This is a genomic window from Mitsuaria sp. RG (assembly GCF_028369275.1).
GTDB lineage: Bacteria > Pseudomonadota > Gammaproteobacteria > Pseudomonadales > Pseudomonadaceae > Aquipseudomonas > Aquipseudomonas peradeniyensis.
This window is the reverse complement of the sequence record NZ_JAQMYQ010000078.1, coordinates 1-13229: the sequence shown is the minus strand read 5'-3', so window position 1 is coordinate 13229 and position 13229 is coordinate 1. Positions and strand designations below refer to the sequence as shown.

Below are 13229 nucleotides of genomic sequence, written 5' to 3'. Positions count from 1 at the left end.
GCGGACGGCGAGTTAAGACCAAAGTAACCCGCCGTAAGGGCGGAAAGGTGAATAAGCGTCGACATCACAAATGAATGCGCATACAACTTCCAAAACAACCAAATAACCAAACAACCAAAAACCCAACTCTACTCCACTACCAAATCCCGCCCAACATCCCACCCTCCCCCAAGCGCCGCAATCAACTGCACACTCGCCACCAACCGCCCCTGCAACAACGTCAACACACTCCGCTCGTTGCTGAGCGCCGTCGTCTGCACATTGACCACATCCAGATACCCGATCAACCCCGCCTTGTACTGATTCTCGGTCAACCGCAACGACTCCCGCGCCGCGTCCAGCGCTTCCTGCCGCACCACCGCCTCGTCCCCGTACACCTTGAGCTGCACCAGGTAGTTCTCGACCTCCTTGAATCCGTCGAGCACCGTCTGCCGATACTGCGCCACGGTCTGGTCGTACACCGCCACCGTCCGGTCGACCTCGGCACTGCGCTTGCCGGCGTCAAACAGCGTCAGCGCCAGTTGCGGCCCGACCGACCAGTAACGGTTGGGCAACTCGATCCAGTTGTTGAAGCTGCTGCTGGAGTACCCCCCGTTCATGCTCAGCGACAGATCCGGGAAATACGCCGCCCGCGACACGCCGATGTTCGAGTTGGCCGCCATCACCTTGCGCTCGGCCGAGGCAATGTCGGGACGCCGCTCGAGCAACTGCGACGGCAGCGACAGCGGCACCTGCGGCAACGCCGGAATATCATTGCTCGCCGCCAGGGCAAAATCAGCCGGCGCCTTGCCCATCAACACGGCGATGGCGTTCTCGTACTGCGCCCGCTGCCAGGCCAGGTCGATCAGGTCGGCCTGGGTGCTCTTGAGCTGGGTACGCGCCTGGGCCACGGCATCCGGCCCGGCAACCCCGGCGCGGTACTGGTTCTCGTTCATCTTCAACGACCGCTCATAAGTTGCGACCGTGGCTTCAAGCAGGCGCTTCTGCGCGTCGATCACCCGCAATTGCAGGTAGTTCTGCACCAGTTCCGATTGCTGGCTCAGGCGAATGGCCGCCATGTCGGCCAGGCTGGCCTCGGCGCTGGATTCGTTGGCGTTCATGGTTTCACGCAACTTGCCCCACAGGTCGATCTCCCAGCTCACCCCGAGCTGCGCGTTGTAGGTGTCGCGGATGCCACTGCTGTTGTTCGACAGGCTGGAGCTGGAACTGCCGGTGCCCTGGGCTGAACGGTTCTTGCTGGTGGTCAGGTTCAGCGAAGGGAACAGCGAGGCACGGCTGCTGCGCACCAGCGCCTGGGCCTGGCGGTACTGCGCCTCGTACTGCGCCACCGTCTGGTTGCTGCGATTGAGCTCCTCCACCAGGGCGTCAAGCTGCTTGTCGCCATAGATCTCCCACCACGCCCCGCGGGCGATGGCGTCGGACGGATTGGCCTGGGTCCAGCCTTCGGCCTGCTTGAACTGCGCCGGGGTGCTGATTTCCGGGCGCTGGTAGTCCGGGCTCAGGGTACAGGCGCTGAGCATGGCCACGCACAACCCGGCGCTGACCAGGCGCGAACCGCGCCCGTGGGTCAGCCGCTTGAGGGCACGATGGATTCGGGTGTGGGCAAAGTTCATAGCGGGGTATCCAGGGCAGCGTCGGTGCGCACGCCGCGCCAGCGGTTGAACCGGTGGCGCAGGCGATCGAGGTACAGGTAGACCACGGGCGTGGTGTAGAGGGTGAGGATCTGGCTGAACACCAGGCCGCCGATGATGGTCAGGCCCAGCGGCTGGCGCATCTCGGCGCCCTCGGCGCGGCTGAGCAGCAGCGGCAGCGCGCCGAGGATCGCGGCCAGGGTGGTCATCAGGATCGGCCGCAGGCGCAGCAGGCAGGCGCGGCGGATCGACTCCTCCGGCGACAGGCCGTCGTGGCGCTCCAACTGCAGCGCCAGGTCGATCATCAAGATGGCGTTCTTCTTCACCACGCCGATCAGCAGGAACAGCCCGAGCAACGAGATCAGGCTGAACTCGCCACCGGTCAGGTACAGCGCCAGCAAGGCGCCGACACCGGCCGAGGGCAGCGTGGAGAGGATCGTCAGCGGGTGGATGTAGCTCTCGTAGAGGATGCCCAGCACCAGGTACACCAGCACCAGGGCGCCGAGGATCATCAGCGGCTGGCCTTCGGTGGTCTTGGTGAAGGCGTCGGCGTCGCCGCCGAGCTTGGCGATCACCGACTCGGGCAGGCCGAGCTTGGCCACCGCGCGTTCCAGCGCGGCCATGGCCTGGTCGGGGCTGTAGCCTTCGGCGACGTCGAACGAGATGTCCTCGGAGGCGAACTGCCCTTCGTGGCTGACGCGGTCGTTGGCCAGGCTGTTCTCGTAGCGGGCGAAGGTGGACAGCGGCACCCGGGCGCCGTCGGCAGTGATCACCTGCACCTGCTCCAGGGTGCTCGGGTCCCAGGCGTATTTCGGGTTGATCTCCAGCACCACCTGGTACTGGTTGAGGCTGTCATAGATGGTCGAGATCTGCCGCTGGCTGTAGGCGTTGTTCAGCACCGCGGTGACCATGTCCATGTCGATGCCCAGGCGCTTGGCCTGATCACGGTCGACCACCAGGGTCACCTGCTGGGTGCCGGCGCCGTCGTGGGCGTCGATGGCGGTCAGCTCGGGCAGCTTGCGCAGCTCGGCGGCCACCTTCGGGAACCACTCGCGCAGGGCTGCCAGGTCGCCGCTCTGCAGGGTGTAGAGGTACTGTGAGGTGCTCTGGTCGCGACCGCCACCGCCCAGTTGCAGGTCCTGGTCGGCCATCAGGTACAGACGCCCGCCGGGGATCTTCGGCAGGTCCTTGCGCAGGCGGTCGATCACCTTCTGCGCGTTCTCCTTGCGCTCGGCGATCGGTTTGAGGCGCACCAGCACGAAGGCGTTGTTGGTGCCGCTGTTGCCGCCGATGAAACCAGCGACGCTTTCCACCGCCGGGTCCTTGAGCAGGGCGCGGCGGTAGATTTCCATCTTCGGCTGCATCACGGTGAACGACAGGCCGTCGTCGCCACGGATGAAACCTTGCAGCTGGCCGGTGTCCTGCTGCGGCATCAGGGTCTTGGGCACCACCACGTACAGGGCGATGTTCAGCCCGATGGTGGCCAGCAGGCTGAACAGGGTCAGGCGCTTGTGGCGCAGCGCCCAGCCCAGGCTCTTGTCGTAGCCGGCGACCATGCGCTGGTGGATGCGGTCGCTCCAGCGTTGCAGGCGGGTCTGCTGCTGCGGGCCGTGGACCTTGAGCCAGCGCGAGCAGAGCATCGGCGTCAGCGTCAGCGACACCACCAGCGAGACGATGATCGCCGCGGCCAGGGTGATCGAGAACTCCTTGAACAGCCCGCGCACGATACCGCCCATGAACAGGATCGAGACGAACACCGCCACCAGCGAGACGTTCATCGACAGCAGGGTGAAGCCCACCTCCTGCGCACCCTTGTAGGCGGCGCGCATGGGGTTTTCGCCGTTCTCGATATGCCGCGAGATGTTCTCCAGCACCACGATGGCGTCGTCCACCACCAGGCCGGTGGCGAGAATCAGCGCCATCAGCGACAGGTTGTTCAGCGAGAACCCGCACAGGTACATGACCGCGAAGGTGCCCACCAGCGACACCGGCACCGCCAGGCTCGGGATCAGCGAGGCGCGCAGGTTGCCGAGAAACAGGTAGACCACCAGGATCACCAGCACCACGGCGATCAGCAGGGTGTGCTCGGCCTCCTTCAGGGTGGCCTTGATCACCGGCGAGCGGTCCATGGCCACGTTGAGCTTGACGCTGGCCGGCAGCAGCGACTGCAAGGCCGGCAGCTCGGCCTTGATCTGCTCGACGGTCTGGATGATGTTGGCGTTGGTCTGGCGGTTGACCACCAGCAGCACCGCGCTCTCATCGTTGAAGAAGCCGCTGTTGTAGCGGTTCTCCACGCCATCGCTGACCTTGGCCACGTCGGACAGGCGCAGGATCGCGCCGTTCTGCTGGCGGATCACCAGCGGCTTGTAGTCCTCGGCGGTCTCCAGCTGGTCGTTGGCGCGCACCTGCCAGTTGCGCTCATGGTCTTCGACGAAGCCCATGGGCCGGCGCTGGTTGGCGTTGGCCACCGCATTGCGCACGTCGTCCAGGGACAGGCCGTACTGGTTGAGCAGCTGCGGTTCCAGCTCGATGCGCACCGCCGGCAGCGAGCTGCCGCCGATCTGCACCTCCCCTACCCCGCTGACCTGCGCCAGGCTCTGGGACAGGATGGTGTCGGCCAGGTCGTAGAGCTTGCCCTTGGACAGCACGTCCGAGGTCAGCGACAGCACCATGATCGGCGCCTGGGACGGGTTGATCTTCTTGTAGGTGGGCATGCTGCGCATGCCGCTGGGCAGCAGGTTGCGGGTGGCGTTGATCGCCGCCTGCACCTCGCGCGCCGCGCCGTCGATGTCGCGGCCCAGCTCGAAGCCGATGATCACCCGGGTCGAGCCCTGGTTGGAGCTGCTGGTCAGGGTGGTGACGCCGGCGATGGCGCCAAGCTTGCGCTCCAGCGGCGTGGCCACGGTGGAGGCCATGACCTCCGGGCTGGCGCCGGGCAGGCTGGCCTGCACCACGATCACCGGGAAATCCATCTGCGGCAGCGGCGACACCGGCAGCAGGCCGAAGCTCACCCCGCCCAGCAGCATGATCGCCAGGCTCAGCAGCATGGTGGCTACCGGCCGGCGGATAAAGGGTCCGGACAGGTTCATGCTTCGGCCTGCCGCGCATCGTCAGCCGGGCGCCAGCGGCGCGCCAGGCGGTCGAAGTACAGGTAGATGACCGGCGTGGTGAACAGCGTCAGCACCTGGCTGACCAACAAGCCGCCGACCATCACCAGGCCCAGCGGCTGGCGCAGCTCGGCGCCGGAGCCGGTGGCGAGCATCAGCGGCATGGCGCCGAACAGCGCGGCCAGGGTGGTCATCAGGATCGGCCGGAAGCGCAGCAGCGCCGCCTGGTAGATCGCGTCACGTGGGCTCATGCCCTGGTGGCGCTCGGCCTCCAGGGCGAAGTCGATCATCATGATCGCGTTCTTCTTGACGATGCCGATCAGCAGGATGATGCCGATGATGGCGATCATGCCCAGGTCGTTGCCGCTCAGCAGCAACGCCAGCAAGGCCCCCACCGCCGCAGACGGCAATGTGGAGAGGATGGTCACCGGGTGGATGTAGCTCTCGTAGAGCACGCCCAGCACGATGTACATGGTCACCACCGCGGCCAGGATCAGCAGCAAGGTGCTCGACAGCGAGGCCTGGAACGCCTCGGCGGCGCCCTGGAAGCGGGTCTGTACACCGATCGGCATGCCGATGTCCTGCTGCACCTGCTCGATCACCTTGACCGCCTCGCCCAGGGACGCGCCATGAGCCAGGTTGAACGACATCATCACCGCCGGGAATTGGCCGATGTGCGAGATCGCCAGCTGGGCCTGGCGCTGCTCGATGCGCGCCAGGGCCGACAGCCGCACCTGACCGCCGTCGGTGGCCTTGACGTGGATCGATTCCAGGGCCTGCGGGCCGAGGCTGGCCGCGGTCTGCGACTGCAGTACCACGCGGTACTGGCTGGCCTGGGTGTAGATGGTCGAGATCTGCCGCTGGCCGAAGGCGTCATACAGCGCGTTGGTGATCTGCGCCACGGTAATCCCCAGGCGACTGGCCATATCGCGGTCGATCACCAGGAATACCTGCAGGCCCTGATCCTGCAAGTCGCTGGCCACGTCCTGCAGTTCGGGACGGTCCTTGAGCGCCTGCACCAGCTTGCCGCTCCATTCGGCGAGCATGTCGGCATCCGGCGAGCTCAGGCTGAACTGGTACTGGGTGCGGCTGACCCGGTCCTCGATGCTCAGGTCCTGCACCGGCTGCATGAACAGGCGGATGCCGACCAGCCTGTCGAGCTGCGGCTGCAGGCGGTTGATCACCTCGGCGGCGGTGACGTCGCGCTCGCCGTGAGGCTTGAGGTTGATCAGCAGGCGGCCGCTGTTGAGGGTGGCGTTGTCGCCGTCCACGCCTATATACGAGGACAGGCTCTGTACCGCCGGGTCCTGCAGGATCACCTTGGCCAGCGATTGCTGGCGCTCGCTCATGGCGGCGAACGAGGTCGATTGCGGCGCCTCGGAGATGCCCTGGATGACCCCGGTGTCCTGGGCCGGGAAGAAGCCCTTGGGCACCATCAGGTACAGCACCACGGTCAGTGCCAGGGTGGCCACGGCCACCAGCAGGGTTAGCGGCTGGCGCTCGAGCACCCAGGTCAGGGTGGTGCCGTAGTGCTTGATCAGCCAGTCGATCCAGGCACCGCTGGCGCGGTAGAAGCGGCCTTGTTCCTCTTCCTTGGGTTCGCGCTTGAGCAGGCGCGCGCACATCATCGGCGTCAAGGTCAGCGACACCACCAGGGAAATCAGGATGGCCACCGCCAGGGTGATGGCGAACTCGCGGAACAGCCGCCCGACCACATCGGCCATGAACAGCAGCGGAATCAGCACGGCGATCAGCGAGAAAGTCAGCGAGATCAGGGTGAAACCAATCTGCTTGGCGCCCTTGAGCGCGGCCTGCATGGGTGTTTCGCCCTCCTCGATGTGCCGGGAGATGTTCTCCAGCATGACGATGGCATCGTCCACCACGAAACCGGTGGCGATGGTCAGGGCCATCAAGGTGAGGTTGTTGACCGAAAAACCCGCCAGGTACATCACCCCGAAGGTGCCGATCAGTGACAGCGGCACGGCGATGGAGGGGATGATGGTGGCGCTGAAGCGGCGCAGGAAGACGAAGGTGACCATCACCACCAGGGCGATGGCGAACAGCAACTCGTGCTGCACATCGCGCACGGCGGCGCGGATGGTCTGGGTGCGGTCGGTGAGCACGCTGACATCCAGGCCCGCCGGCAGGTTGTCGGTGATCGACGGCAGCAGTTCCTTGATCCGGTCGACCACCTCGATGACGTTGGCGCCGGGCTGGCGCTGGATGTTCAGCAGCACCGCCTCGTTCTGGTTGGCCCAGGCGGCCAGCCGTTCGTTCTCGGCGCCGTCGACGATCTCGGCGACGTCCTTCAGGCGCAGCGGCGCGCCATTGCTGTACTTGAGGATGAGGTTGGCGTATTCCTCGGGCGAGCGCAGCTGGTCGTTGGCGTCGAGCATCGACACCCGGGTCGGGCCATCGAAGTTGCCCTTGGGCTGGTTGACGTTGGAGGCGCCGATCAAGGTACGCACGTCGTCCAGGTTCAGGCCGTTGGCGGCCAGGGCGTCGACGTTGACCTTGATCCGCACGGCCTGGCGCTGGCCGCCGGCGATGCTGACCATGCCGACGCCGCTGATCTGGGCGATCTTCTGCGCCACGCGGGTGTCGACCAGGTCGTTGAGCTTGGGCAGCGGCATGGTCTTCGAGGAAATGGCCAGGGTCAGCACCGGGGTGTCGGCCGGGTTGACCTTGTTGTACACCGGCGGCGCCGGCAGGTCGCTGGGCAGCAGGTTGCTGGCGGCGTTGATCGCGGCCTGCACCTGCTGCTCGGCGACATCCATGTTCATGTCGAGGTTGAAGCGCAGGGTCAGTACCGAGGCGCCGCCGGAGCTGGTCGAGGCCATCTGCTCCAGGCCCGGCATCTGCCCGAACTGGCGTTCCAGCGGCGCGGTGACGGCACTGGTCATCACCTGCGGGCTGGCGCCGGGGTACAGGGTCATGACGCGGATGGTCGGGTAGTCGACCTGGGGCAAGGCCGCCACCGGCAGCAGCTTGTAGGCGATCAGGCCGGCCAGGACGATGGCCAGCATGCTCAGCGTGGTAGCGACCGGCCGCAGGATGAACAGGCGCGAAAGGTTCATGCGCCCGCCTTGGTGCCTGGTTCAGCGGCCTGGGCCGAGCCCTTGGCGCCCTGCCCCTGCAGGTGCTGGCCAGGGGTGGTCGGCACTTGCGAGCTATCCTCGACCACATCGACCTTGGTGCCTTCGCGCAGGCGGTCGGTGCCTTCCAGCACCAGGCGCTCGCCAGCGGCCAGGCCCTCGACGATCACCGTGTTCTCGCCATCGCTGGCGCCGACCTTGAGCTTGCGCACGTTGATGGTGTTCTCGGCGTTGACCACATAGGCGAAGGTGCCGTCGTTGCCGAACTGGATCGCCGCGGCCGGAGCCAGCACCACCTGCTTGAGGGTGTCGGCCAGCAGGCGCACGTTGACGAACTGGTTGGGGAACAGCGCATGGTCGGTGTTCTGGAAGGTGCCCTTGAACTTCAGGGTGCCGGTGGCGACGTCGATCTGGTTGTCGAGGCTGCCCAGCACGCCGGTGGACTGCAGCTTCTGATCGCCCCGGTCCCAGGCCTCGACCGGCAGGCTGGCGCCGCTGCGGTAGCGGGCCAGGACGGTGTCGAGCTGGGTTTCCGGCAGGGTGAAGGCGACGCTGATCGGCTGGGTCTGGGTGATGACCACCAGCGCCGTGGTGTCGTTGGCCGCCACCAGGTTGCCCAGGTCCAGCTGGCGCAGGCCCACGCGGCCGTTGATCGGTGCGCGGATCTGGGTGAATTCGAGGTTCAGGCGAGCGTCGTTGACCTGGGCCTGATTGGTCTTGACCAGTCCCTGGAACTGACCGACCTGGGCTTCGGCGGTGTCGAGGGTCTGCTTGGCGATGCTGTCCTCGGCGTACAGGCCTTTATAGCGAGCCAGGTCGACCTGGGCGTTCTTCAGCTGCGCCTGGTTCTGCGCCAGGGTGCCTTCGGCCTGCTGCAGGGCGATGCGATAGGAACGTGGGTCGATCTCGGCGAGCAGGTCGCCTGCCTTGACCTGCTGACCTTCCTTGAAGTGGACCTTGACCAGCTCGCCGGCGACCCGGCTGCGCACGTTGACCGTGTTGGTCGCGGTGACGGTGCCGAGGGCCTTGTAGTACAGCGGGAAGTCCCCGACACGCACGGGTTCGACCCGTACCGGCACCGCCTCGGTGGAGGCACCGAAGCCCGGTCGCCCGCCCTTGCCCGGTCGGTGCCCGGCGTCCTCCTTGTGGACGGTCGCTGCGGGCCACAGCCACCAGGCCAGCAGGGCCACCAGCAGCAGGATCAGCAGGCCGAACAGCCAGCGACGAGGGGAACGGGAATTGGAGGCTTGCATGGGTCGAACGAACCTTGTTCAGAGAAAGACGGCGTGGAGAGCGTGAACGATAAGCACTGGCATCGCTTTAGCAAAGGGGCTTTACCAGTGCTTTACCTTCGGCTGACGTTGGCAAAGGGGTGAACTTTAAATGAAAACGGCCTGGAACAGGGTCCAGGCCGTTACAGGGTGTAACCCCTGGGGGGGCTTCGCCCCTTTCGCGGCACAAGGCCGCTCCTACAGGAATCAGCGTTTTCTGTAGGAGCGGCCTTGTGCCGCGAAAGGGCCGCAAGGCGGCCCCAGCGTCACTTACTTCAGGACAGCCAGCGCCGCCTCGTAGTTCGGCTCGTCGGCGATTTCGCCCACCAGCTCGCTGTGCAGCACCTTGTCGTTTTCGTCCAGCACCACCACGGCGCGGGCGGCCAGCCCGGCCAGCGGGCCGTCGGCAATGGCCACACCGTAGTTTTCCAGGAACTCGCGGCCACGCAGGGTCGACAGGTTCTTCACGTTCTCCAGGCCTTCGGCGCCGCAGAAGCGCGCCTGGGCGAACGGCAGGTCGGCGGAGATGCACAGCACCACGGTGTTGGCCAGATCACCTGCCTTCTTGTTGAAGGTACGCACCGAGGTAGCGCAGGTCGGGGTGTCGACGCTCGGGAAGATGTTCAGCACCTTGCGCTTGCCGGCGAAGTCGGCCAGCGACTTGTTCGACAGGTCGCCAGCGACCAGGGAGAAGGCAGGTGCCGCGGCGCCTTGCTTCGGCAGTTCACCGCTGACCTGAACCGGGTTGCCTTTGAGAGTCACTTGAGCCATGGCGGAAATCCTTATGCGGGGTTGGAAAAGGACTCAGAGTTAACCATGAAGGAACGCAAGTGCCTATGGGCAAAGATGAAATTGTCCTACGTTCGGGCAATTCCTGTAGACAAACGCCCGGGTGACTGGCGTCGACCCGGGCGCTTTTCTTACGTGACGGGACTCAGGCCAGCAGGCCGTACACCACCGAGGTCAGGGCCACCAGGCCGACGACCACCACGAACAGGTTGGACAGCGCGCCGCTGTACTTGCGCATCGATGGCACGCGACGGATGGCGTACATCGGCATCAGGAACAGCAGCACGGCGATGATCGGGCCGCCGAGGGATTCGATCATGCCGAGGATGCTCGGGTTGAGGGTGGCGACGATCCAGCACACCACCAGCATCAGCGCGGCGACGATGCGGTCCAGGGCCTTGGCACCCGGGCGCATGCCGGACTTGACGATCATGCCCTTCAGGCCCTCGCTGGCACCGATGTAGTGGCCCAGGAACGACTTGGCGATGGCGATGAAGGCGATCAGGGGCGCGGCGAAGGCGATGGCCGGCTGCTCGAAGTGGTTGGCCAGGTACGACAGGATCGACAGGTTCTGCGCCTTGGCCTCGGCCAGCTGGGCACTGCTCAGGGTCAGCACGCAGCTGAACACGAAGAACAGCACCATCAGCACCATCAGCAGGTGCGCGCGACGCAGGATCTGGCCGCTGCGCTCATCGGCGTGCTCGCTGTAGCGGCGTTTCTGGTCGACGGCGAAAGCCGAGATGATCGGCGAATGGTTGAACGAGAACACCATCACCGGAATCGCCAGCCACACGGTGTGCAGGAAGGCCGAGCCCGACGGCACCTGGGTGGCGGTGTCGAGGATACCGCCGGTCCAGTGCGGCACCAGGTACAGGGCCAGCAGCGCCAGGGCAACGATGAACGGGTAGACCAGCAGGCTCATGACCTTGACCGTGGCCTGTTCGCCGCAGCGCACGATGGCCAGCAGGCCGAGGATCAGCACGAACGACAGGATCGCCCGCGGTGGCGGCGCGATGTGCAGCTGGTGCTCCATGAAGCTGCTGACGGTGTTGGTCAGCGCCACGCTGTAGATCAGCAGGATCGGGAAGATGGCGAAGAAGTACAGGACGGTGATCAGCGCGCCGGCGGTGATGCCGAAATGCTCCTCGACCACTTCAGTGATGTCGCCGCCCTTGCTGCCGGAGAGCACGAAGCGGGTCAGCCCGCGGTGGGCGAAGTAGGTCATGGGGAAGGCCAGCAAGGCCAGGACCAGCAGCGGCCAGAAACCGCCAAGGCCGGCGTTGATGGGCAGGAACAGGGTTCCGGCGCCGATGGCCGTGCCGAACAGGCCCAGCATCCAGGTGGTGTCTTGACGCGACCAGCTGCCGAGGGTGGCGGGGGTCGATTCTACAAAGCGTTGTTCAACGCTTGGGGCCTGCTCATTCATTCCGGGTGACGCTCCACTCGCAAGACTGCAACAGGCTGAGAATGGCGAAATAGACGATTCGCCCAACTCAACCGGGGAAGAGGGGCGCGATTGTGCATGCAAAGGTTGCACTTGGGGAAGCCCCGTCCGAGGGACGGTTGCACTTGTCTTTACAAGCAGGTTGTGCTGGAGGGGCTGCTTCGCAGCCCTTTCGCGGCACAAGGCCGCTCCTACAGAGAAACGCAACCTCCCTGTAGGAGCGGCCTTGTGCCGCGAAAGGGCCGCAGAGCGGCCCCTGGCAGGTTACCGCTGAACGGCGGCAAACGCCTCGGCCACCTGGCGCAGGTTGGCCGGACGCAGCCCGGACATGCACACCCGGCCGCTGTCGATCAGGTACACGCCGAACTCGTCACGCAGACGGCGCACCTGCTCCACGCTGAAGCCGGTGTAGCTGAACATGCCGCGCTGGCGCAGGAAGAACTGGAAGTCCTGGCCCGGCAGCAGCTCGCCGAGCAGGTCGACCAGGCCCTGGCGCATATCGAGGATACGCTTGCGCATCACCTCCACTTCCGCCGCCCACTGGGCATTGAGCGCAGCGTCGCCGAGCACGCCGGCCACCAGCTGGGCGCCGAACGCGGGCGGGCTGGAGTAGTTGCGGCGCACGGTGGCCTTGAGCTGGCCGAGCACGCTGGAGGCGGTGGCGGCATCGTCGCAGACCACCGACAGGCCCCCTACCCGCTCGCCGTACAGCGAGAAGATCTTCGAGAACGAGTTGCTGACCAGGCACGGCACGCCGGCACGGGCCATCTCGCGGATGGCGTAGGCGTCTTCCACCAGGCCTTCACCGAAGCCCTGGTAGGCGATGTCGAGGAACGGAATCAGCTGGCGCGCCTTGACCACCTCGACCACCTGCTGCCACTGCTGCTGGTTCAGGTCGACGCCGGTGGGGTTGTGGCAGCACGGGTGCAGCAGGACGATGCTGTTGGCCGGCAGGGTCTGCAGGGTGGCGAGCATGCCGGCGAAATCGACGCCACGGCTGGCGGTGTCGAAGTACGGGTAGCTGTGCACCTTGAAGCCCGCGCCTTCGAAGATCGCCCGGTGGTTGTCCCAGGTCGGGTTGCTCACCCACACCTCGGAGCCCGGGAAGTAGCGCTTGAGGAAGTCGGCGCCGACTTTCAGCGCGCCGGAACCGCCGACGGTCTGCACGGTGGCCACGCGGCCATCGGCCACAGCCGGGTGATCTGCGCCGAACAGCAGCGCCTGGATCGCCTGGCGGTAGGCGGCCAGGCCTTCCATCGGCAGGTACAGCGAGGCTTCATGGGGCTGACCGGCCAGGCGCTTCTCCACCTCGCCCACCGCCGCCAGCTGCGGCACCACGCCGGCTTCGTCGTAGTACAGGCCGATACTCAGGTTGACCTTGTCGGCGCGCGGGTCGGCCTTGAAGGTTTCCATCAGCGAGAGGATCGGGTCGCCGGCATAGGCATCGACATGTTTGAACACAGCGTGCAGCTCCTTGGAAATCAGGACAGTTCAGGGAAGTCTCCAGCGAGGATACCCGCAGTGGGGCGTCAGGAACATCACCGATGTGCAAGGAGTCGATGCAGGGGTGCACGAGGGAGCGTTACGACGCAAAGACATTTCCCACATCAATTACGGAAACGGATGAATAGGCACCCTCTGTGGCGGCCTGCCATTGTCGCTATTGATTTTCTGAGTACGACTGGAGAGTTGTAGCGCTCTTTAGACCGAGCGCCGCCCGCGCGGCGCATCGCGGCACAAGGCCGCTCCTACATCTGTTTCGGGCCAGTCAATCCTGTGCAATTGCCTGGGCCGCCTTGTTGGCTCGACGCGCTTTCAGCGTGGGCACTGCTGCCACTCCACCTGTCTCAAGATATGCGCCAAGGCGGGCAACCATTGCCTGACAGGTTCGG

The 13229-nt window shown here is 65.6% G+C and carries 7 protein-coding genes; all 7 read right to left on the bottom strand.

All coding sequences use genetic code 11. The features are described from left to right. Positions 1–128: 128 nt before the first annotated feature. The 7 genes from POF53_RS25300 to POF53_RS25270 all read right to left on the bottom strand — a co-directional run bounded on the left by POF53_RS25300 (position 129) and on the right by POF53_RS25270 (position 12798). A complete protein-coding gene (locus tag POF53_RS25300) occupies positions 129–1613 on the bottom strand; it encodes an efflux transporter outer membrane subunit (RefSeq protein ID WP_203646913.1) in 1485 nt (494 codons plus the stop codon). Then, entirely contained in the window at positions 1610–4720 is a 3111-nt protein-coding gene (locus POF53_RS25295) for a multidrug efflux RND transporter permease subunit (RefSeq protein ID WP_475858368.1), read from the bottom strand. Before POF53_RS25295 ends, POF53_RS25300 begins: the two co-directional genes overlap by 4 nt. Next, entirely contained in the window at positions 4717–7815 is a 3099-nt protein-coding gene (locus tag POF53_RS25290) for an MdtB/MuxB family multidrug efflux RND transporter permease subunit (RefSeq protein WP_498969959.1), read from the bottom strand. The genes POF53_RS25295 and POF53_RS25290 overlap by 4 nt, the downstream gene beginning before the upstream one ends. After that, complete coding sequence (locus tag POF53_RS25285; RefSeq protein WP_232855307.1) at positions 7812–9086, bottom strand: MdtA/MuxA family multidrug efflux RND transporter periplasmic adaptor subunit; 1275 nt, start codon at positions 9084–9086, stop codon at positions 7812–7814. The genes POF53_RS25290 and POF53_RS25285 overlap by 4 nt, the downstream gene beginning before the upstream one ends. A 288-nt stretch (positions 9087–9374) precedes the next feature. Further along, positions 9375–9875, bottom strand: a complete 501-nt coding sequence (tpx, locus tag POF53_RS25280; protein ID WP_203646916.1) for a thiol peroxidase — start codon at positions 9873–9875, stop codon at positions 9375–9377. A gap of 163 nt (positions 9876–10038) precedes the next feature. Continuing rightward, positions 10039–11319: a serine/threonine transporter gene (locus POF53_RS25275; protein ID WP_254465125.1), complete on the bottom strand. Its 1281-nt coding sequence runs from the start codon at positions 11317–11319 to the stop codon at positions 10039–10041. Between the two features lie 282 nt (positions 11320–11601). Further along, positions 11602–12798 carry an amino acid aminotransferase gene (locus POF53_RS25270; RefSeq protein ID WP_203646918.1) on the bottom strand — a complete coding sequence of 399 codons (1197 nt, stop codon included), beginning with the start codon at positions 12796–12798 and terminating at the stop codon, positions 11602–11604. Between the last annotated feature and the right edge of the window lie 431 nt (positions 12799–13229).